We start from the raw sequence: 22,255 nt of genomic DNA on the forward strand, positions 1-22,255 counted from the left end.
TCTTCTAAAGCAAAAACCCAGACTCAGACGTATTCCCTGGTGAATCACCATCTTGTTTTTTTGTCCAGCGATACCAAGTGGGCTTTTGATTGATTTTTTCTTCGATTCTTTTTCTTATTAGCTCAATGTCTTTTGCATTAGGCTCCCAGTCTTTATAAAAGTCACTTGGCCACTGCTCTTTTTTGAATTGACGTTCTGGATCTGGACGCATACCTCTGCTTTTCATTTCGTTTATCAGGTCTAAATATCTTTTATGCAAATACTTACCTTTGTTGTAGAAGAACTTAACGTGTCCAATATTTAAGGTGAATTCTTTGGGTAGCTGTTCTTTGGTTCTCTGCCAGTTTTTTGACTTTAATGAGCGTTGGAGTGCGGAGCCAACCATAAAAATTTCTCTATATTCCGCAACTAAATGTTGATCAGATAATTCACTTGGCTTGACCAAATTGATTCTTGTCATACAAAAGATCTTATTTGAAAAGAGTTCAGTTATTCGAGCTCTCTGAAACTTTGGCCTTAGAAGCATCGATGCTTGTCTTGCTGGTGGTGTCAGTCGACTCAGTCGTCTTCTCTGTTGAAACACCGTCATGCTTGAGAGAGTGATCTCCAGAACACCCCATCGCGTGAACGGGAGTGCAAAGCAATAGAGCGGCAAACACGGTAGCTAGAGGATGGATCATTCTGTTGATTGTCAGTAGCCCTTTTCTACTCAATCAATCACTGAACTGACGAAGAGCCCTCCAAGGGACTGTTGATTTCCATCGATCGACCATTGATCACTTCAATATGACGATCCAGCTGACTGCGACGTAAAACATCATTGAACTGAGGAGACAAAAACATCAGAGTCAGATGGCCTGTGCGCCTGGCCAAGTAGTTCAGCTTCCTCATGCACCAAAACAAGAGGCATGATTACTGAAATACGTTGAACAGTGAATGAAGGTCCAACGCTGCACCTCCTTCTCAGCATCACTGCTGGTGATCGCCGCACTGATGCCCTGTCCGGCTGCTGCGCAGATCGCCAATACCCCGCGCCCAGATGCCAGCGGTGATTTCGTTAGCTCCCATTTGCAGGGCACCCGTCAGAAATATCACCAGTTGCTGTGGCTTGTAATCGCCAATGATCCTGACGGTCTCAACTGCCGATTGGCAGCCGATAACGAAGATGCTCCTGTGAGCCTCGCATACGGAACCATTCTCGAGTCTTTTGTCACGAATCCAGCCGGTGATGCGATCGTGATTCACAGCGGAAAGCCCTGGTTGAATACAACAGTGAAGGACAGTCACATGGGTCGTCGTCAGATGGCATCACCGATCACGGTGCACGACAGACGGCCACCTTCACAGCGCAGCAAGCCTCTCACCTGCGTTGTGCGGGCCAATGCGGCATTCATTGCGCCAATCAACATGAGTTCCTTCCGCGAAAAGCAAGAGCGAGGTGATTCCTTCATCGCTGTGCCGCGATAAGTTCATTCCAGCAACTTTTGGTTAGATAAAAAAACGTTCCGCAAATGAACGACAACGACACCCAACTACTACCAGGTCGAAGCAGATGTACAGAACCAGTCAGGTGAGAGAGTTAAAAACTTGAGGCAGTAAATCACTTGGATCTGGGCCAATATCTTCGAACTCACAACTCGAAGGTCGGGAGTTCAAACCTCCACCCCGCTACCACCACTTAAAAGTGGGGGAGGAGGTTGATGTTGACCTGCAAATGAGATCGGAAATTAACAGGAGAGGACAAACTTGCTGGGTTTGCTGTATTTGCACCAACTTTTAGCATTAGTTGCAACACGGTCTTTATTTGCGCTGAAGCCTAAAAAGGTCTCAAATGTTCCACGGTGTTGGAGTTCATCAGCGCACCCACTTGAAGTGGAGTCCGCAGGCGAAACGGAAGGAAGCGATCACCGACAGATTCGATCACTTCGGATCAAAAGAATGGCCACTCGAAATGCCAGAACGTCCTGATGGCGTTCAGGCAAACAGAAAAACTGAGCCACTCAAGAAGCTGATGGTCTGGTCGAGCACTTCCGTCTTCTGCATGACTTTCGTCTGATGAAAGGTGAAATCACCCAATCCAGCCATCCAGGTGGGAGGCAGCATTGGAACGCACCAAACTGCGAGCAGCCGGCAATGCCGGTTCAAGGCACTTACTAGAAAAAGGCGGTAACGCACGACTGCGCAGCCAGGTTCCCCAGCGGAATTCGTGATATGGGATCAATGGTTCAGGGCGTATCAGCCCTTCACTTTTGAGCTTCCAAGCAAGGCTTCGGTAAGGGTCGTCCTCAAGCTTTAACAAGCTCTTAGGTAAACCCTGCGGCAAAAGGGGGCCATGGCCTCGTCCGTTGTAGAGATACAACCAACCACGCTCGGCCAAAAGCTGAAGGCTCTCTAAATCATCCTCGGTAGGACAATTTTCGATCAGATATCCAAAGGTGGTGGCGTCTTGGTCAAGATCCAATAGTGCTCGTAGGCGGTGATGGCGATCAATCATCCACAGTGAACCTGAACCGTTACCTACAAGGGGAACGGGCTTACCCTTCAAATATTTTTTTTGATCATTAGGGCTTTTTCCACGGAAATCGAGCTGCCGACTCTTCACTTCCGCTAAGCCCACGCACCACTGGGTAGGCTGGAGTTGAGCAACGGAAACCTCAAAAAGCTCAAAGCCTTCATCAGCACCGGGGATCCGCTTATAGCTGGGCAGATGAAAGGACAAACACCTATGGCAGGTGCCATCATCCTGACAAAGCCCCCCAAAATGCCTCTGGACTTACTCAGCTAGGCAGGCCAGAACCTCTCAGAGTGAGGTAAAGAAATGAAAGTGACATAAGCATCTTGTGTAGGCACAAATGATTAGAACGGGTTTGTGGAATGATGCTTTGTACGGATTCATTGCCAATCCACTGCCACCTGATCAATGCTTGTATTCGCCTCTAATCGTAGGAGTTTTATTTATTTTTAGCGTGGAATTAAGCGTGTACAATAGAGATACAGAATATTAATAATGGGTAAAAAGTTCTTTCAGTTGAAAAAGCCACTATCCACAGAGAAGCCTAATTGTCAATTTTAAGATCAAGCCTAGAGCTCTAATGATTTTGCAAGAAGTCGAGCTTGTTTGACAAATTCAGCAATCTGGGTTGAATCAACTGCTACTCGCTGTCCATTACTGACTGCACGGTAATGATCGGCAACGGCCCAAGCAGTGGTGTGAAGATCAAGCTGGAAGCGTGGGATCAGATGCAAATGCAAATGATGAGCTCCTTCTCCAAAAGCAATGGCATAAACCCTGTCGCACTTGGTAAGCCGTTGGACAAGCCCACTAGCAATTTGCATTGCCTTACCCCAAGATGCTGCTTCATCGGGTTGGAAATCAATAGGTCCTGCCAAGTGACGACGTGAATCGAGCAAGAGCCAACCAAGCAAAGGTGCTGGTGCTGGATGATGGCGAAAAACCCAATGAGTTGTGCGAACAATTTCATAGTTAAATTGATCACTAGCGCTGCGATGGTGTTCACAGACTCCACAATTTTGCATAAGTAGAATCAAATACTATGTTTTAAATAAAACAAGTTCAAATCGAAGGCGGATGAGATCAGACAAAGCATGGTTACAGTTGTTTATGCACTAAAGAAATTCCCAGCAGAGTTAGACCTCCTGATAGTTCCTCAGCGATAGATCAGCACCATTGTGGATCACATCTACAACATAACCATTATGAACTGAACCATGGGCGTGATCACATCGGATGAGCTTAGTGATGAAGGTGGGGAGGGAGAACTACCTGATCAAAGTCTGAGGGCATATGACTCTTGTCGACAGCGCTGAGATCCACGCAAACAAACAAGTCAGTAGAAAGCTGCCTTGCATCGATTAGGCCTGTGATTGGTCGCTAGATCAATGGGGAGAGAGCATGCTTAGCCAGTCGAAAGGAGATTTCTAAGGCAGTGATTTGGATTGGCAACATCGCAGGAGGATCTCGTCGCTGGCCAAAGATCGCTTAAACAACGTTATAGAGTTGATCTCAGCTGAACAAAATTGTGCGGGGGTGATGAAGTTAGAGCCCTGGATGAGCAGCGATTGCCCAAACCAGAGGAGCAGCACCGGCAACGATTGCGCTCAGAAGTTGGGCAATGATAACAACGACCTGCTTAGAACTCATAGCAGAGGCCTGGGGGTTCTGGGCAAATCCGGTTCACTGGGATCCGGGCACTCGCAGGTCTCGACTTCACCGCATCCAGAGCAATAAATCTCTGCGAAGATCTCCTCACTGTTGCTCGTTTCGATTTCTTCAATATTGGTGTTGCCTATAGGTGGCGCAAAATCGAAGCCACTAAGCAACTCCCGAATAAGCAGACGAAGTTCTTCAGGGTCATCAGTAGTGTCGACCCGAGCCTGCGCTCCTTCTACTGCTAGAAGCCTCATTGCTGGAAGTTGCTCAGATCCTTCTGAAATTGGGATCCTCATTGCCTGAGGTTGAACTGGTAATCATTACTAGTGATACAGACCTGAACAAGAACTTGTGTGGACTGTGAGCATCTGAACACTAGACACACCCATCTGAAGACTTGATTAAGCTAGATCGCGGAGATGGTGGCTATCAAGAAAGATTGGCTGAGCTACAATAAGAAGATCGTTAGAACAAGCCTAGGAGAACAAAAAACTGAAATTTTAGATTCGCCTATATTAAATATAGGCAAAAAATTATAAGCATAAAAATTATATCCAATAGTTTAATTTCGCATTAGCGCAAACACCTCAATGATGACTGAGGAACAAAAAAAGATTACTAATTCAACAGAATCGTCAGTCGCCAATGGATAAACCTTGCCGCCTAGAGGGAAAAGCAATTAGATGTCGAAGGATATTGTTGGTTTGGGCAGACAAAATCAACAAATCAATATGCTATGGACAAGAATTTGACAGTGTAGGCTATAATACGTAGATACTGTAACAATTGCCCTCTCCATGAGGGGGGTTGCATTTATCCATGGAATGAATCATGACTGTAACCAAGTCCGGTCCAGCCAATAAAAACAGCATACGCAAAGTCCAGCTGATACCCAGAAGCTCGCATTCAGAGCAGGTGAGACTTGTGAATACAAGCCTTCCGGGCATAAAAGTAATCTCAAGGAAGGATCTATGGAACGACTTTAGGAATCGATTAAAAATAAACAATTATGAGATTGGATTACTGGCAAACGATTTAAATAAACTTGCTAAAAGAATTCAACCAGTGATTATCAATGCAATTGATACTGTAGAGGGCATCATTAGAAGTTTCAGGAAAGCGCTTCATATGGACTCAAAATAGTAAAAGATTTCTTGTTACCAAGAACACAAGAGCTCTAATAGTTCAATATGCTGCATCATTTCATTAGGCAAATGGAAAATTTACTACTAACAACAGATTATCAACAAGGGATCCATTAAAGGAAATCAAATAGATAGAGTAGGCCAATACAATAAATAGATTGATCCTAGTCATTGCCACTGAAGTATAAAGGCTAGATCCTCTATGATCCGGGAAAGTTAATCACATTAATCCATTTACAATGGCTAAGTAAGTTAATTTGTCTTAACATCAAGTTAAATTTTAAAAGGAATTATATCAGCATAAGCAACTAACCTCTGGAACTAGAGTCTTCGGGAGATGCGAAGGTGCAACCGATGGAACACAGCACTCGTCATTAGTAGATGCAACTTATACAATGAAAGAAAATCTGGAGAAAGATCTGTCATTTCTAATGCACGTATGATCGTCCAAAAAACGTAAGATTGTCAACTTCTAACCATATCGAAGTTTTTCAGGCAAATACATGATTGAAAGCTCATATAAAGCAAGTGCTAGAAGGATAGCCATTGGTAAACTGGGAAACGAGAACGGATTGACATCATGAAAAGGAAGAAACGAATGATTGATTAGCACAAGAGCTTGAGGCAAAGGGATTGTGCTAGCGATAACTTCAGGGAGAGAAAAGAAAGGAACATAATATTATTAATTACCTAAACAATGAAGCAATCAAGATAGAAATAACTATGCAGATTGACTAGAAATAAGGCAAGCTAACAGCACTGTTTAGCAGTTCTAATCAGATATAAAGCCAAGACGACACTTATTGGCTGGGCAATACGTTATAATAATATGAATTTGATTTCAATGATGGGTAAGACCAAGCAACATAAAAAACTCGTAAGGTTGGCGGAAAAAGCCGAGCTATGCGCGACACGAGAAGAAGCTCAAAGGCTCATACGCAAAGCCGAAAAGGCGCACGCAAAGCTTGAATCATAGAAGCTTTTTGCTCTTGAGCTCTAGCAGAGTTGCGGGTATAATGGCAAATATCTCTAGTCAACAACCTGAAGTTAAATGGCATACCCGAGACTGCCTAACGAACCAATTGGATACCTCTGAAAAAGAGTTCTCGACTAGTAAATTAATTTGAGAATGAAGCACAAGCAAACCATTGCTCTGCTTAGAACATAAAATCAAGTTGCTTCAGGGAATCGGTCGGTTAATCCTGGCATCGGTCTCAAGTATGAATCTGGGGAATGTCTTTTCAAGGTACATTTTCAAAACTATCGCGTCTGGGGGGATAAGTGCTATCACTCGCCTTGAATGTTGCTAGATATAGCAAAGAAACTATCAATGAAGTTGCTGCAGCTGTTGCAATGAAATAAGCGAGCATCTGCATCAGATCAACGATTCTAGGTACTGGGACGCTACATCCAAGCAACCGCAAGAATCTTCATTCCGTTGTCTTTCTCATTGATATTAGGCATTTGATCCTCCAAAAGTAGATTTCAAACCACAATGGTTATCAACGAGAGGCCACGAATGGCGCGAAAACCAGCAAAAGGAAGCTCGTAACAATATATATACAGTAAAACATTAGAGCATGAGCTCGTCTTTTCGAAATCAATTATGGAAATGAAAATCGAGTAACCAGAATGAGATGTAAAAGCAGAAAATAAAGAACGTTGTCTAGAAATCAAAAAGCTAGATTAATTTAGCTCCTTGTAAAGGGCCTATAGAATAGGAAAATATCCTAACTACAACCCTAAAAGGGAGTATCATAGACCTAATATTCAGTTTTCAACGAAAGTAACGCGTTAATGAACAGCTCAGTTCTTATAGACAACAGATACTGTCTTAGCGGTAGCATGTATTGGTTGTACTTCAATCACAACAAGAGTATATAATATACAACTGAGAGAAAGTGAATTAACAACAATAATGCTAAGTTGTTAAACAGTAGCAAAGCCAAAACCTCTCAATTGTAAGAAAAATAAAACCATTTGACTATTTTTTGGAGAAAACAGTTAAGGCCTATGCTTCTTGCAGAGGGAAGTATAACTTATAGATAAATTTGATTACTTATAAGAGATTTGTTCGCAAATTATCTGTGATCCATTAGAATACCATACAATTGAGCTAACTGGGATACTATTCTAGACATCTCGAGATTTTCAAAAGATTAATATTTTTTTTTAGGAACATTGATATGCACTGAAGATTATTTCAGCAATATCAAGGCAAAACTAAAGAGCTACAACGATATCGTCTACACTAGAGTTAGAGGCTAACCCATTCGGCTCAAAACAATCCAAGCTTAACAAGCATACAACCAAGCACCCAGAATTTCTAGCTCAATCCAATGACAACTATTCACATTCTCGACAATTTAGAGCCTTTTCTTAACTCTGTTGGGCGTATCTACGAGGTAGGTGGCGGGATTATTACTGTTTTAGCGATCCTTTGGATTCTAAACTTCGTTGCAGGACTAATCCGTAACACCTATTCCGCTGGCTACTCATTGGGTAAATTTTACAGAGCATATATCCATCGCTATTTAAAGACTATCGTTGTCGCACTTCTATCTCTAATAAAGAAGAAAGTTTCCAATTCATCTGATTCTACAAAAGAAACCATCAAGGCGTAGCTTTGAATTAAAAAGAAAGATAGGAAGCAAAGTGATTTGGCAATAGGTTTTAGCAAGAGCAGGAAGGGAGCAGAATAATTCACAGGCCATTAGTGATAATTTTAAGTCAGCAATACAAATATTATTCAACACAACCACCAAGAAATGGAAAATGCAAAAAAACAAGGCATTTGCGTTAGTTAATTGGTTAACTAAAAAAACTAATACAAAAAATAGTAACTTGAAGAAGGCAAGAATAATTCGCTTTAGAGTGTTTCTTCTAAATGCCATGGCTATCGCCAAAAATAATCTATGGATTATAAAATCTGTGATTCGAAGAACTGGAAGCCTATTGCAATCAAAGAGTATTCAGATCTGGAAGAATAAAAAAGCGAAAAAAAGTAATATTGGATCAAAAGTAGACATTTGCTTTAATCCCTGCAAGAATGATTGGTATTCAAGCCATTATTGTTGGCTAGACACTCGGCATCAATGTTGTTCTCAGTCCTGGTCATACTCCACATCCTTGCAGCTACGGTTTGGACTGGAGGACAGTTGATTTTAAATCTAAGGGTCCTGCCAGATGCTCTCAAAGAAAAAAGTGTGTCTCAGGTGCGATCATTTGAAAAGATGTTCGAGCCCTTAAGGGTGACATCACTAGCAATTCAAGTGATTAGTGGGCTCTGGTTAACATGGATCTATCTACCAGGAGGCCGAGGACTTTTTTCATTTCAGACACCAATTACATCCCTACTAACAACAAAGTTGATCTTGTTGGCGATCGCTTTTGCATTGGCTCTGCATGCACAAATAAGACTCATTCCTAATCTCAACGACGACAATCTTATTGAATTATCGTGGCATATTCGTAGCATTACAACAGTATCAATTGCCTTTGTGATTGTCGGTGCAGGTATCAGATTAGGAGGATTCTGAGTTTACGAGGATCATAAATAGTATCGTTTACCAATTCTAGTTGTAGGATATCTAATCAGACATTAAGGCAAGATAGTGAATTGGCTGAGTGAAGGGCTAGGCGATTAGATACCCTCCCTTCTGTTACAAGATACTGGCTAGCCCTGAAAAGCATGTGTTGATAGAACTGACACAACCATTGCTCATGACCAAATGGTACTGAATAAGTACCATTCCTTTCCAGCCAAAACATTCACCGTCGCCCATGAATCTATTGACATTCTTGAAAATCAATTAATAACCCAACAACTACAAAGTTAAAGCCAATTACTTTATCCCTCCATATGACTCAACAATTGTTAGATATGGAGCTTGCTGAGCTTCTCCCGTGGACAATTCATACCCGCTGGCTAGAGGGTCCTCCATGTATGTGTGAAGAGTGCCTGCGCGCTCGCCGTCAAGCACGTCATAGTGAATTTTGATGGGTTCGTCTACACCAACTATTCGACCGGTAAGCAAGGATTAGACTAAGAGCATGAATCAATATTAATACTTATTCATGTAATGTATTTAGGCCCGCGTTGATTGTTTGATTACACACTGAAAAAGAACCACTTCGCACCCATTGATATTGTCTAAACTTAGTTATGATTATTTTCAACAATAGAGTCTTTGCGCTTATCTCTAATTAAGAGAAAGAAGTAAATTAAGGATTCTAATCATCAAAAATGGCTTGAGACAATATCAAGGAGTTAATTATTTAAGGAATTAATTGTTGATTGCTATCATTCATTCTAATAATATAAATCGAACCGAAGGCTAAGTATGTATGGGTTTTACGCCTCGGCCAAGGCAAGTCAAACAAGTGTGATATGTAACAGGCGAAGACTTTAAATAGCCAACACCACCACAACGCATACAAACAGATGAACTCTTAATATCTGAAGCTTTGAAAAAGGGAGAATCTTTCATGTGGGAGGATTTTAGTGTTGTCATCATTGTTCTTTGTATGAAACAGGTGTCCAAGTACCTTGACATTGACTTGCTCACCATCACAGGCCAAACCCCGCTACACAAGCCCCAATCGGGATAATCTTCACCAATAGACTTGTATAAAACCTCAGCAGACAAGAGTCATTATTGCCTTAGGCCTTAGGCAAAATCCTTTTTTTATTCGGTGCAAATAGTGCTAACTTTGGCCAATGTCAATATATTGGTGCTATGCATATAAAGCAAAAACCAGTAACCGCCATTAAGCTTATGCCTCAGATCCCATTACTATTGCCAAAAATCAACGACATGAAACTCCCGGCAAAAACTGCCCTAACAGCTGGAATTGCAACAGCTGTCATCATGATTCTGCCTTACATTATAAATCTGATGTTTACAGTGCTTCCAGGGTTCCTAGGAGCACTTACCAGTGTTGTAACGCCTATTTTCACAGCAGCGGGGCTGGCCTGGTTGATCACCTACATCTGGACAAAGCAGTAAAAGAATATATCTCTAGGCAAGAATGGTTTCAAAAAATAATAAAATTGCAATAATGGTTTATTGGTTCATGAAATAGTTACTCAGTATATATATTGAGCTTGTTTGCAAAAGCACGGCAGGCTCACTTGATAAAGCACGGTTTTGACAATACTCACACAATTAGCGTTACAGTCTCAGGTATGAATAGTGCTGGCGAAGCATCTCCAAGACCCCAATCGATCAAATGAATTAAGTAACCTCAACTAATCTTTAGCTAATATGCAAAGTAGAAATATGCGTAGTATTAAAAACAGGATTTGCACATAGATGCACTATTCTAAGCCATAATATCCTTAAGGTTATTAGCATGCAATTGCATTCGATAAAAGCATCGAGATTGCAACGTCGACTTCTCTCTAACCTCGATCTTAAAGACTTGATCATCTTTCTTACGGATAACCTTAATCACTATCAATACTCTCTCCCTGCAAACTAAATATAATGACTCAAACAAATAAATTGGCCAAAACCGTTCCAGGCAAGGCCCTAGCTCCAGCAGTCAAAACTGGTTCAAGCCTGGCAACGACAAAAACACCTGCAGCAACTAAGGTTGTTGCATGAATGAGAGCCGAGGCAGGAACGGGTGTTTTCAACACATCAGGCCGCCAGATATACAATGGAAACTCTATTAGTTTTGCAATTGGTCCCATAATCATAAGGAAGCAAAGGAGAAGAGTCGTTGGATTTGAAAGCTTACCGCTGATAATCGCTTCTTCGAGAAGGGGGCCACTTTCATCAAATCCAAAACTTCTGGTCACCCAGAACAAACCAAGACTACCAAGTAGAAATCCAACGTCACCAACACGGTCTACCAGGAAAATCTTTTGGGTTGTTTTGGAAGAGCCATTGGTGTCGTACCAAAAACCAACTAGAAGGTATGAAGAGATCCCAACCAGCAGCCAAAAGACAAACATCTCTAATAGGTTTGGACTTAGGGCTAGACCTAATAAGGCACTAGTAAAAAAGCCTAGATAAGTAAAAAAACTCACATAGTTTTTTTTGCCCACCATATAAATATGTGCGGACAACATCAACAACATTCCTGCAGTGCTAATCAGTGCAAGCATCTCGGTAGCAATGCCATCTACAACAAAACCAATCTGTAAATTGAGATCAGTTAAGCCTGGCAAGTCGAAGATCACCTTACTGGCAGCAGTTCCAGCCCTTTGTTCCGCCAGAAGTGCGTAACTGAGTACAGCTGCTGCACCAACACAGCTAACTAACAGGAATGAAACCGGCTTACTCAACCGGTTCATGGTGAGCTTGAAACTGATCAACAAAAATCCTACAAAGCATGCACCTGCCAAAGGCAGCACTGGAATTAACCAAGCAAGTTCTGAAGGTAAAGGCATTAGCGAATTTAGTGAAGTTAGAAGTTGCAAGTTCCTTTGTCAGGTCGTCAAGTCCAACCAAGCAAATTAAGCCGAAGACACCAAACATGGAAATTGGAGAATTTCATCCATCACTAATAGGACGAGTTTCCCTGTTGGTAGCAAAGCCTGAGCAAGCCGCCAAATAGATCCTTAGCGTTTGGACATGAGGCCAAGACTATGAAAAGGCACGTCGACTGCATAAGGATTCAGTCAAGCTTGAAGGAAATCAGCCGAATATCCAACAAGATTCTGAATCACAGTGAGTTAATCCAATCCAAAATACCCATCAAAAGCTGGTGAAACGAGGGCACCGTGCGATCCAGTATCAAGATCAGTACCACTAAAGCATTCAAAGCAAATACTGAGACAGAAACGGCTATGCCAAGCTTTTTCTCGCGTGGAGAGATCCGAGCGTTGGCTTCTGAATTGTCCTTTGGCGTTGCATCCACCGCAATACTCAGATGATCTTTCAATGTCGATGCTAAAGCAGGGAACAGAAGCCGGCGGATAAATGTGGAGGCTATTCATCCTTTCTGTATGTCTTGAAATGGAAGGCCTATTAGCCGAAAATCAAGCCATATCAGCAAGCTGCCATAACAAGGAACAATTCAGAGCCCCTTAGGCAGCCGTTATCGGTGCAAACAAAGCGGCATGAGATGGCAGGATGAGAACAGGCGTAACTTTGCCGCCAATGATGATCAACAGAATGCGCGAAGCCATCGTGGATCAACTTCGTTCTTGCAGTACACCTGAGCAGCTTCTAGCGCTAGATGAGCAAATAAGAGTCGAGACCGATGCAGGCCCGCTTTATCGCCTGATCTGCAACTTCTTGCGAGATCGAACGGTTGCTCCCGTCGAAGCAGCGAGATGGCTTGACACCTTGATGGACCATCGAGAGAAGCAACTGGACGACTGTCTCAACCTCCACTGTCAGCTTTAAGAACAGGAACACTCTGCAGCAGTTCTTTAAGGGGATAAAGCCAACAGCAGAGCACCGTGCTGGTGCCCCCCAGCAAAACGGTTTCAATGCAAAGGATTTAACGCATAGAGGCTCTCGAATGACGATTGCCGAGGCCATCAAAGACTTCACTCTCCTAAAACCCGTTGAAATCGACGACGAGTCGCTCAACGCAAGAGACGACTGAAGCAACCCAAGCCCAGAACAGCTCGCAAGTTGGGTATATTTACTCAACGATCAAAGCAGAGACGCCAAAAGCGCTCGAACCAGCTTCAAGCAAATCATTCCTAGTCAAAATTGGGGCTTAGGTCGCAATAATCGCTATGGATAGGCCAATTTGATCTGATTTTTGCTGCTCTTACTCTCCATATCGCTAGCGCACACAAAAGCCCTTATCCCTTACGCGATTAAAAGCGTTGAATCGCCATGTGATCAACAACCCTATGCAAAGAAAACAACAAGAAGCTGTTCAGACTTCACGGCCAGACCATTGACTGCCACTGACAGAAGGCTTGGGGAGAGACAGCCCTATCCCAGACAAGACTACGATATTAATATTTGCTTAAGATGCATTTGCGCAAATAAGTATAGGCTTAGAAGCCAGCTTCACAAAAATCCTTTCTATGCGCCAATCTTTTGCTGGTACGACTGGTGCAGTACAGCCTTTGGCCACACCACGTATCCAATCAATACGTGAAAAGATCAGCATACAGGAACTGGAGCTAAGACTTACAAGGCTTGGTTTAGCAACAATGACCCATACTCCAAATCCTAGCTAGCAACAAAGTCATCATAGAGATTTAGAAAAGATAGACAAAAGATTAAAAGTTGATCGCCCTAAAATGGATCTGCAGAGAACTATAAACTGCACAAATCTAACAAAAAAATCTAAATTGCCAGCCACTCCACAGTCCTAGCAATAGTCTTTATTCTTCACTAAACAGTTATTGAAAAAGACTCGATTGACAAGAAAGCCTCCAAAAAAACAAGCTCCAACAGTACGATAAATAACGAATCAAGAAACTACACAAATACGAGCAATGGATTCGTATGATTGGAGCAGGTGTGGAAATTAGGCCCCGAAAAGAGCTTCGATAACAACAAATTCACCTCTAAGTCGAGCAAAGAAATTGATGGAAATATTCTATTTATCGGTAGAGAAATCGCTTGCACCTCTACACTAACTGGCCGATCGTGATCGACAGCGGGGAAATGTGGAGCAAAAGGGCTAACTAGAGAGAGAAGCGAAGGTTGAACGGCAAATACAAGTTTGCGCTATCAAGCCAGAATGACCAAACAACGGCCTGAACCTCAACGCTATGTCCCTTAACCGCCGAGACTTCCTAGGCCTTAGCGGAGCAGGAATGGCCAGCTTGTTTCTTCATAGGGCCATTGCCGCAAACCTGGTCAGTGCTCCGTCAAAGTCTCTCTTGTCTGACCTGCCAAGGGGAGATCAGCGAATCGCACTGATCAGCGACCTCAACTCAAGTTACGGATCAACCAGCTACGTGTCTCAAGTTCATCGTGGCCTAGAGCTTTTAATCAAACTGCAACCCGATCTTGTCCTTTGCGCAGGCGATATGGTTGCGGGACAGAAGCTCGGGCTCACTTCAAACCAGCTCGATGCAATGTGGTCTGCCTTTAATGAGCAGATACTGCACCCCCTAAGAACTGTAGAAGAGTCTTTCGCTCCAACCATGGGCAACCATGATGCATCAAACAGCCGCACACATTCGCGATATGTGTTTGAGCTCGATCGACTGCATGCTCAAAAGTTCTGGCGTGCTCGCCAAGGATCACTTGGACTCACATTTGTTGATGCCCATCAATTCCCTTTCCGATACAGCATTCGTCATGGAGAAATCTTCTTGCTAGTTGTTGATGCCTCTTCTGCCAACATCTCAGCGGATGACTGGGCCTGGGCCGAGATCCAGCTAGACGGATCAGAAGCTCGCCAGGCAAAGTTGCGAATGATGATGGGCCATCTGCCGCCTTATGCGATTTCAAAGGGACGCGATCGTGCAGGCGAAGTGCTACACGAACCAGAACGTCTGCAGCAACTGCTTCAGCGCAAAAATGTAAATCTATACATTAGTGGCCACCATCACGCCTGGTATCCGAGCCATGTGGGTTCCGCCAATCTGCTTAGTCTAGGTTGCATGGGTAGTGGACCCCGTCAAAGACTCAACGACAGAACCCCCCCACAACAGACCATCACCTTGCTCGACCTTTTCAGCCAACAGGGCGAACTTGTAGAGACCACTATTGAACTCGATGGCCTGCAAGTCTTACCAGAACAACTACTACCCAGTTCATTACAACCAAGCATTGGCCCAAGGCTGGACCTGCGCTCAACCAGAATCAATCTCAACAACAAATCAACTGCCAACAAAACAAAGCATTCGGTTAAAACTTAATTAGAAAAAGGCTTAAAACCATCGTCTAACCTTAGTAGTGGCCAACTGCACCTCGCGTTGAAAGAGAAGGGCCGCTGCCATTAGGCATACCATCGCCATAACGAACAAAGGCACCACAAGTAAGGCAAGATCAAGTTAAGTGCCCACACTGATAAAGACAACAGCTACAACCAGTGCAACCAATAGAATCGTGATGGTGAGAAGTTCAATCGCTTTCATCACCAACGCCATGCGCCTCTTCAATTCTTTAACTCTGTTTTGCTCTCACGCTCTGATGAGACAGGTGTATCCCGGCTCTGGGTCAAAGCTTGAAGCTCACGAGAACGATCAATAATGCGAACCAATCGGCCATTGAGAACTACCAGCAAACCTCCAATACTTGGAGCAAGAAAACTGGCACAACAAACATCTGGATGGCCCTCGACAGGTTTTCAGCGGGTTGGTGACCGACCTGGCAACCAGATAAACAAGCCGCTAGACATAAATTCATGAGCAAACGTATCGAGCAGTTAAGACAAGCTACCAAGACCCAATGGGAAAGAGATGGTGGCCTGATAAACGCCAGCTAAAAGTATGAGGGGGACTCACTTACAACAAAGACTTATCAATAGCTACCTACAGATTGGAACTGAGAAATTCGCAGATATTGACAAAGAGACGATGCAAATGGAGATATTGATACCAGTACAAACAGGCGGAAAGGGTAGATTGGTTCCAATGCAGAGAGATGGGTAAAATTTAATTTAGTCGATCAATATAAATATTAAATAATCTTGCTTCTAAGCCAAAGCAATGATAGGGATCGAAGTTATTATCATTCGTTAGCAAAAGAAAGAAAGGCACAAAGAAAATCTCACTTGAAATAATAACAACTTAAACCGAAAAAGAAGAATGGGGATGGATAGGCTAATAAAACAAAAACAAGTAACAGGGTCAAATATTTTGAAAAGTTTCTGGAAGATGAAATTAGAACAAGGATAACATAGTCTGAACATCGAGGTTCGAGTTAATCACGAAATGAGAAAGAATCCCTTGCATCGCGCCTTTGATTTACTAACAGGGCAATGGTCTGTTTTTTTGGAGCAACCTGTTCCAATTGAAGTGCTTGATGAAGAACGCATTGCCAACTCATTGCCTTCCTTTGGATTTTTTGTATTACTTATCACGTCAACAATAATCGCAACCTTTGGACTTATTGCCAACAACACTGCCGTTGTAATTGGAGCCATGATCGTGGCTCCATTAATGAATCCAATCTTGAGCATGGCGTATGGAATATCAATTGCAAGCAGCCTGTTGATCCGACGATCATTAGTGACATTGATTATAGGTACTGGAGTCGTTGTTATCACAGCAGCATTAATAGCAGCGCTCATGCCGATAAGAGTCTTAGGCTCAGAGATACTGGCTCGTACATCACCAAATCTGATCGACCTGCTAGTGGCTATTGCGGCCGGAATAGCTGGTGCATTTTCTCTGACCCGCAAGCGTATTGCGAGTTCTATAGCTGGGGTCGCAATCGCCGTTGCGCTTGTGCCTCCACTTTGCGTTAGTGGAATTGGGATGACGCTTGATCCAGAGATCAGTGCCAGATTTGCTAGAGGGGTAATAAGGGGGCTCAACCATGAGGTTGCCACAGGGTCGTTCATACTTTTTCTGGCCAACCTTATAGGCATCACCTTTGCCGCTTCACTAACCTTTCTAAGTCAGTCCTATGGATCGATCAAGCGCTCATGGCTTCCATTATTAGCATGGTTAGCACTGATCATTCTTATTTGCATCCCTCTAAATTCCTCCTTAAGAAAGTTCTACATTACAAAGAAGATTGAGATGGAACTCTCAACCATCGGGGCAACTCAACAAGAGCAGGGAGCAACAAATATAAAAATGCCAGGAATTAAGCAAAAGATGCAGATCCGTTATATGTATGTGAATTTAAAAGAAGATCGTGCTGTTCTAGATCTGGTACTCAATGTCCCTGAAGGCACACTGACAGACGAAAAAGTAGCCTCTATTAATAAAATACTGTTTGATTCAATAAAAGAGTTTGGGGTTCGACAACTCGATGTAGACACAAGAATCGTTCCTTCACGAGTTCATCAGTACAGAGAGACTCTTAAGTAATGTCATCTCAGCCTAGGAAGTTATAAGCTAACAATTTAATATTCAAGAAGACTCCAACTATCACATATGCAAAAGATAAATTTGGCAGAAGATTGGTTTGATGTAGAATTTATATATTGTGGTTAAATTCAATCATTTTTGTCGAGAAAAAAACACATTTTGAATAGGAGCGCCAAGTGTAATTCCTTCCCGGTCAAAAGCTTCTTTAATCTGCAACCTAAACTCACGGCCTACACTCCACTGAGCCAAGGGTTGAGTTCTTATCCAAACACGTATTAAACAACCTGATGATTGCACTTGATCAATCCCAAGGATCTCGGGAGCATCTAGTAAATAATCACTCCATTGCTTATTATCTCTCATGGTATTGGCTACTAGCCGAACCACTTCGAGCACATGGCGAAGATTCTCGCGAGCTGATACCTAAATATCAAAATTAACTCGAGACCAATCCTTAGTAAGGTTCTCTACGATTCGAATCTGGCTATTAGGAAGAGTTGTTAGTTGACCATCAGAACCACGAAGTTGAGTATTGAATAAATTCATATTTTCAACAAAGCCACCAAAGGTGCCGATCGTAACGACATCACCAATTGCAAAACGATCGCCAGCCAAGATAAGAAATCCGTTAAGAATATCCTCAAGCACATTTCGAGAAAGAAAACCCACACCCACAGCGATTACTCCAGCACTGGTAAAAATAGACCGGTCGACTCCTATTGTTGTTAAAGTCAAAACGAGACCTAGAAAGATAGTGATTACGGTTGCTCCACCTTTAAGAACCTTAGAGTATGTACTTGCCCTAAGGGTATAGCGCTTCGAACTAGCCTCCATGCTAGTAACCCGCCTTATCCAATTATTAATATTGAAATCAATCATGATGACAACCAAAAACCGTAAAATAAAGATACCTACCCAAATCAAAGGAATCGCAATCGACTGCTGTAGGGCAATAAATGAGTATATACGCATTGAAGGATAAACAGCTGTAGCAGAAAGAAAGACTAAGACTAAAAATGCGATTCGCAGAAAATTACTTGCTAATAGAACGAGTTCTAGGAAGTTCTGGGTCTGGTTCAATAAAACGTGCGTATAAGCAGCTGATCGAGGAAGATTATTGATGATTGGACTAGGGTCTTGAGTTTTAGACTCATTGACATTATCGACGAAAGATGAATCCTTAGAATGATCAAGTGAATCGATATCATTAACATATCCGTCATTACTAGAAAGCGGCATAAGGTTGCCCGAATAAGCAGCCATGACATCGTCTTTAAAAGATTCTGCAAGTGATTCCTGCTTATGCAATAAACGAGAATTTATGGAGAGCAATGAAGCTCGTATAGTCTTGAGAAGAAACAAACCTAAAATGCCAGTTAACAATAAGCCCAAAGAAAGGAAAACACGTAATCCAGGAAAGGAGGAGGAAAATTCCAGCCCCCACAGGCGATCACTAAAATTAACCCTTATTCTCTCCTGCCACTCTTGCGCCAACTGAGGGATCTCAATGCCTGCATGCTGAGCATCTGGAGCAGTTACAGTAATTACTGTCTGTTTGAAAAGACGATACTTTGGATTGTCTGGCAAATAGATAACTGTGGCTTTATTTTGGGTGCCGATCTGCACTGCAGGAGTAAGAGGATGTATAGGTTTCTGATGTAAGAACCACCAGAAGCGTGGATCGTAGATTTGTTGTAGACTATAGGTAGAAGTCTTACCAGACAACTGGGTCTCTCGCCAAAAACTAACAAGGCGATTTTTGACAGATTTAACAGTTAACTGTACAGATTGAGCTCGCTGTTCAATGTTCTGAGCTGCCTGCTGTGGACTGATATTATTTGAAGACTGCGCAGCGAGAGTGAGACGATTGTTCTGGCTAAGAATTCGAACAGGAAAAACAACTCTGCTGCAGTAAAGGCGTCCACAACGCCAAGGTCTATTAAGGTCCCAGACAGGTCGGTTCATCGGGTTACTGATAGGAGCTGAAGTTGACCCGAACGAGATCTGTGCAAAAGCAGGAAAAAAAAGCAGACTGATCAGTAAGCCACAAAAAAGACATACCAACCAACGCAAAGCTAATTTTTTTTTTGAAAGGTAGTTGCATTACCAATTCTTATCCATCTAAGGATTGTAGCTAGAGTAAATGAGCTGCTGATCAATAGCCAGCAAAAACAAGAAAAGTTTGATCCATAAGCATTATCTGTTAAACAGGAATTAGAATTTTCCTGGCCTATGCAATACGCCTACGATTCCAATAATAAAGCAAAACTTAAAAGCAGTAGAAGAATAGGAATCTGGCCATGCTATTACCTACAAGATGGATCTTTTCACAAGATGAATTACTAAATTCGTATATCTTATGCAGAAATGTATTGCCCAACAAAATGGATAAGGCAAACATTAACTTAAGGCTTACTATAACTATTGCAAGGCAGGATAATTACGTCTAGAGAGTTTCGTATTGGTCTATTCCTATCGCTAATCAGTTAGAAAAAAGCAGCAAAAGATTTATCGAGTTAGGCCTCTGACTTTTTTACTGAGGGCTCTAAGCTTGCCAAATCTGCTGTTGCTTCAGCTATATTGTTGCTGAATTTACAAGTTCCCAGATAACAACCTAGAAAACGCTCTCCCTCTCCTTGCTTGGCAGTAAATTTATGGATAGTGCCACCTTGGGCAGTGGAATGAACAAGAACGGCTTGAAGAGCCATAATAGGATGTAAACACTTGTCTATCTTCACGCAATACACCAGCATTGCCATAGGTGGATGTACTGCCTTGAGAGACAGGATTCAATGCGCCAAAAAAATTAATAAATTCTAACGGATTAAGCTTCTAAAAATAATTGGCATTTAAAAAAGAATCCGGACACAACTTGCTACCAGGAAAAATCAATAAAAAAGAAGATATTTTGAATTCATCCCAAAAATGCTCAAAAAAATAATAATTAGAGTCAAGCGAAATAGAAGTCTCATGTAGAGTTAAAGGTAAAGATATAACTCAACAGACACACGGTTATATAGTATGAAGTCGAGAAAGGTGGTAGTAGCAAATGCTAGGGTTAATTGAAATTCGGGAATATAAAGTGACGCTCGACATTGTCATTCAGTCAAGCACTCCTTTACTAAGTTACTAATAGTTTTAAATTCGACTCTATCAGCTCGATGACACCACTCAAACATCACTGATTCTGTAGTTGTTAAAGTCACACCAACAGACTCCATACGTCTTAATGCAAACTCATAGTCAATTCTCCTACGACTACCAATTGCGTCGACAGCTACAAAAACCTGATAATCATTTAAGATGAGATCTAGTGCTGTTTGAAGGACGCAAACATGAGCTTCAATTCCACAGAGAAGAATCTTACTAATACCAGACTTCCTAAATTGTTGAAGGATTTCTGCACATCTAACACAACTAAATGACATTTTTGGGTAAGGCTTATGTACTATCCTTTTCGCAATTAGTTCTATTGTATGACCAAGACGTTGAGGATATTGTTCCGTTGCTGCCATCTCTATACTCAGAACATTCGCAGCATCAATCAGACGCCTGATATTCCAAACGATCTGTTTCTGATCATCCACAGCCTGTATCAATCTCTCTTGTACATCAATAATCAAAAGGGCTGTGTCTTTAGATTGCATCAACATTGGGCTATGCAAAAGAGAATCAGTAAACGAAGTCGATAAATCCAAAAATAAGTTTTCGGAATAATCTGTGTTGATAGGGATGTTCAGGTGATACACCAGAAATGGCAGGCAATCAAGCAGAAGCGGTTCAGTGCATTAAGAAACCTAAACTATTTGTATAAGAGTTTGATGAGCTCAAAGCTCACGGCTCTCCAGTGCACTTGCTAAACGTTCAACCGCTTCGGCTAATTGCTGTTGGGTATTTGGACCTGTTGCAGCATTAGCCTCTTGTTTGCGTTTGAAGCGCTCGATGGCCCTCACCACAATAAATACCACGAAGGCAATGACCAAGAAATTGATTATTGCAACCAACAAGGATCCGCCGGGCAAGTCACTTAGTGTCTCTACCTTAAGTTTATGAAGTACAGGGTCCATCGCAGCGATAGTGACCAACTTGACAAGTGCATCCACCACCTTGGAGAAGGCACCACCTACGACAACAGCGACCGCTAGATCAACGACATTGCCGCGATTGATAAATTCAGTGAAGTCATGAAGGACGTTGGTTATTTTGCGACGGTATGCCATATGAAGCAATGACTAAGAAGACACCATAATGACCCTCTCAGTGAGATGACGCCACAATCCTAAAAAATTTAAACGATTTACCCCTTCTAAATCTTCAGGGCTTGGTCAGAAGAAATCTTATCAAATAACTAATGAATACATTTAACTGATTAATTCGTCAAAAGAATAAAAATCCCCTGGCCTCCACTGACCAAGGGATCGTTTATGCGTTCCTTGAATAGTATTGCGTATATCCATGAACTACTGAGTAGTCGAAGGCCCATATGGGTGTGCCGGATGTATCAAGCAGACTAGTCAATCAATCTATTGAGATGGGGTGAGTGATTTAACATCATAGAATTATATGTATTTCTATGATATTAAATAGAACAACTTGTTGGTGGGGGGAGGTGCATTTGCAGGCAAACCTTAGAAACATCAAGCAAGCGATGGATCAGTTTCAGACAATCCCAAGGGGAAAGGTAAAATAGTATTATAAATACTGGAATCAGAAAAGATTAAAATGAGATTACCATACGATATGTTTTGAAAAATACAGATCAAGTACGCTAATATCTGGCCAAAATATTTAAATTACTAATAGATTAGTAAGCAAATCTGTCCGTGACATGAGAGCGCAGATGTGCGGTCAAAATGATATTCTTATCCGATACATTTTATGTTAATACGTTGTTTTTTTCTCTGGTGCTAGTCTTAAGGAATATCAGCCTGCCAGTCATCAACATCAAAACGTACTTAGAGAGCTGATGATTAGACCTAATCAAAATTGCCTTGCATCCTTTTTGAAGAGGTGTACAAA

The 22,255-nt window shown here is 42.1% G+C and carries 23 protein-coding genes; 9 read left to right on the forward strand and 14 right to left on the reverse strand.

Going from position 1 to position 22,255, the window contains the following annotated elements; translation table 11 throughout:
- Positions 1–4: 4 nt before the first annotated feature.
- Positions 5–589: a pyrimidine dimer DNA glycosylase/endonuclease V gene (locus SIB80_RS08035; protein WP_236066109.1), complete on the reverse strand. Its 585-nt coding sequence runs from the start codon at positions 587–589 to the stop codon at positions 5–7.
- Positions 590–717: 128 nt separating this feature from the next.
- A complete protein-coding gene (locus SIB80_RS08040) occupies positions 718–843 on the reverse strand; it encodes a hypothetical protein (protein WP_413351639.1) in 126 nt (41 codons plus the stop codon).
- A 93-nt stretch (positions 844–936) separates the two neighbouring features.
- Between SIB80_RS08040 and SIB80_RS08045 the strand changes: the two genes are divergently transcribed.
- Together SIB80_RS08045 and SIB80_RS08050 are read left to right on the forward strand one after the other, a co-directional pair.
- A complete protein-coding gene (locus tag SIB80_RS08045; RefSeq protein ID WP_063420285.1) occupies positions 937–1,467 on the forward strand; it encodes a hypothetical protein in 531 nt (176 codons plus the stop codon).
- Between the two features lie 364 nt (positions 1,468–1,831).
- Complete coding sequence (locus SIB80_RS08050; RefSeq protein ID WP_063420286.1) at positions 1,832–2,056, forward strand: hypothetical protein; 225 nt, start codon at positions 1,832–1,834, stop codon at positions 2,054–2,056.
- Positions 2,057–2,068: 12 nt separating this feature from the next.
- Here SIB80_RS08050 and SIB80_RS08055 read toward each other — a convergent pair whose 3' ends face one another.
- The 3 genes from SIB80_RS08055 to SIB80_RS08065 form a co-directional block, all read right to left on the reverse strand.
- Positions 2,069–2,719 (reverse strand): ParB-like protein, encoded by a 651-nt coding sequence (locus tag SIB80_RS08055; RefSeq protein ID WP_063420287.1) that lies wholly within the window; start codon positions 2,717–2,719, stop codon positions 2,069–2,071.
- Between the two features lie 362 nt (positions 2,720–3,081).
- Positions 3,082–3,537 (reverse strand): hypothetical protein, encoded by a 456-nt coding sequence (locus tag SIB80_RS08060; RefSeq protein WP_063420288.1) that lies wholly within the window; start codon positions 3,535–3,537, stop codon positions 3,082–3,084.
- A gap of 621 nt (positions 3,538–4,158) precedes the next feature.
- A complete protein-coding gene (locus SIB80_RS08065; protein WP_236066110.1) occupies positions 4,159–4,467 on the reverse strand; it encodes a histidine kinase in 309 nt (102 codons plus the stop codon).
- Positions 4,468–5,002: 535 nt separating this feature from the next.
- Between SIB80_RS08065 and SIB80_RS08070 the strand changes: the two genes are divergently transcribed.
- The 4 genes from SIB80_RS08070 to SIB80_RS08085 all read left to right on the forward strand — a co-directional run bounded on the left by SIB80_RS08070 (position 5,003) and on the right by SIB80_RS08085 (position 10,325).
- Positions 5,003–5,314: a hypothetical protein gene (locus SIB80_RS08070; protein ID WP_063420289.1), complete on the forward strand. Its 312-nt coding sequence runs from the start codon at positions 5,003–5,005 to the stop codon at positions 5,312–5,314.
- A gap of 2,341 nt (positions 5,315–7,655) precedes the next feature.
- The gene (locus SIB80_RS08075; RefSeq protein WP_063420290.1) at positions 7,656–7,940 is read left to right on the forward strand and encodes a hypothetical protein; all 285 of its coding nucleotides are present in this window, start codon (positions 7,656–7,658) and stop codon (positions 7,938–7,940) included.
- 471 nt (positions 7,941–8,411) lie between these two features.
- Complete coding sequence (locus tag SIB80_RS08080) at positions 8,412–8,855, forward strand: CopD family protein (RefSeq protein ID WP_063420291.1); 444 nt, start codon at positions 8,412–8,414, stop codon at positions 8,853–8,855.
- A gap of 1,239 nt (positions 8,856–10,094) precedes the next feature.
- Positions 10,095–10,325: a photosystem I reaction centre subunit VI gene (locus tag SIB80_RS08085; RefSeq protein WP_240951603.1), complete on the forward strand. Its 231-nt coding sequence runs from the start codon at positions 10,095–10,097 to the stop codon at positions 10,323–10,325.
- Between the two features lie 485 nt (positions 10,326–10,810).
- Here SIB80_RS08085 and SIB80_RS08090 read toward each other — a convergent pair whose 3' ends face one another.
- A complete protein-coding gene (locus SIB80_RS08090) occupies positions 10,811–11,680 on the reverse strand; it encodes a proton-conducting transporter membrane subunit (RefSeq protein WP_236066111.1) in 870 nt (289 codons plus the stop codon).
- Positions 11,681–11,991: 311 nt separating this feature from the next.
- Positions 11,992–12,186, reverse strand: a complete 195-nt coding sequence (locus tag SIB80_RS08095) for a hypothetical protein (protein ID WP_041384357.1) — start codon at positions 12,184–12,186, stop codon at positions 11,992–11,994.
- A gap of 257 nt (positions 12,187–12,443) precedes the next feature.
- Between SIB80_RS08095 and SIB80_RS08100 the strand changes: the two genes are divergently transcribed.
- Both SIB80_RS08100 and SIB80_RS08105 read left to right on the forward strand, forming a co-directional pair.
- Entirely contained in the window at positions 12,444–12,677 is a 234-nt protein-coding gene (locus SIB80_RS08100) for a hypothetical protein (protein WP_236068998.1), read from the forward strand.
- 1,337 nt (positions 12,678–14,014) lie between these two features.
- Positions 14,015–15,112 carry a metallophosphoesterase family protein gene (locus SIB80_RS08105; RefSeq protein WP_063420297.1) on the forward strand — a complete coding sequence of 366 codons (1,098 nt, stop codon included), beginning with the start codon at positions 14,015–14,017 and terminating at the stop codon, positions 15,110–15,112.
- A gap of 12 nt (positions 15,113–15,124) precedes the next feature.
- Here SIB80_RS08105 and SIB80_RS08110 read toward each other — a convergent pair whose 3' ends face one another.
- Together SIB80_RS08110 and SIB80_RS08115 are read right to left on the reverse strand one after the other, a co-directional pair.
- The gene (locus SIB80_RS08110) at positions 15,125–15,211 is read right to left on the reverse strand and encodes a hypothetical protein (RefSeq protein ID WP_328585579.1); all 87 of its coding nucleotides are present in this window, start codon (positions 15,209–15,211) and stop codon (positions 15,125–15,127) included.
- Between the two features lie 140 nt (positions 15,212–15,351).
- Positions 15,352–15,480, reverse strand: a complete 129-nt coding sequence (locus SIB80_RS08115) for a hypothetical protein (protein ID WP_328585576.1) — start codon at positions 15,478–15,480, stop codon at positions 15,352–15,354.
- A gap of 649 nt (positions 15,481–16,129) precedes the next feature.
- Here SIB80_RS08115 and SIB80_RS08120 point away from each other — a divergent pair.
- On the forward strand, positions 16,130–17,236 hold the full coding sequence (locus tag SIB80_RS08120; protein ID WP_063420298.1) for a TIGR00341 family protein: 1,107 nt from the start codon (positions 16,130–16,132) through the stop codon (positions 17,234–17,236).
- 132 nt (positions 17,237–17,368) lie between these two features.
- Here SIB80_RS08120 and SIB80_RS08125 read toward each other — a convergent pair whose 3' ends face one another.
- From SIB80_RS08125 to mscL, 5 genes are all read right to left on the reverse strand, one after another.
- Positions 17,369–17,632, reverse strand: a complete 264-nt coding sequence (locus SIB80_RS08125) for a hypothetical protein (RefSeq protein ID WP_328585655.1) — start codon at positions 17,630–17,632, stop codon at positions 17,369–17,371.
- Between the two features lie 27 nt (positions 17,633–17,659).
- The gene (locus SIB80_RS08130; RefSeq protein WP_328585578.1) at positions 17,660–19,201 is read right to left on the reverse strand and encodes a mechanosensitive ion channel family protein; all 1,542 of its coding nucleotides are present in this window, start codon (positions 19,199–19,201) and stop codon (positions 17,660–17,662) included.
- A 551-nt stretch (positions 19,202–19,752) separates the two neighbouring features.
- On the reverse strand, positions 19,753–19,995 hold the full coding sequence (locus SIB80_RS08135) for a hypothetical protein (RefSeq protein ID WP_236066113.1): 243 nt from the start codon (positions 19,993–19,995) through the stop codon (positions 19,753–19,755).
- Positions 19,996–20,334: 339 nt separating this feature from the next.
- Positions 20,335–20,985, reverse strand: a complete 651-nt coding sequence (locus SIB80_RS08140; protein WP_236066115.1) for a hydrolase — start codon at positions 20,983–20,985, stop codon at positions 20,335–20,337.
- Positions 20,986–21,063: 78 nt separating this feature from the next.
- Positions 21,064–21,456: a large conductance mechanosensitive channel protein MscL gene (mscL, locus tag SIB80_RS08145; protein WP_063420301.1), complete on the reverse strand. Its 393-nt coding sequence runs from the start codon at positions 21,454–21,456 to the stop codon at positions 21,064–21,066.
- Positions 21,457–22,255: the final 799 nt, after the last annotated feature.

The organism is Prochlorococcus sp. MIT 1327 (assembly GCF_047304785.1).
GTDB lineage: Bacteria > Cyanobacteriota > Cyanobacteriia > PCC-6307 > Cyanobiaceae > Prochlorococcus > Prochlorococcus marinus_D.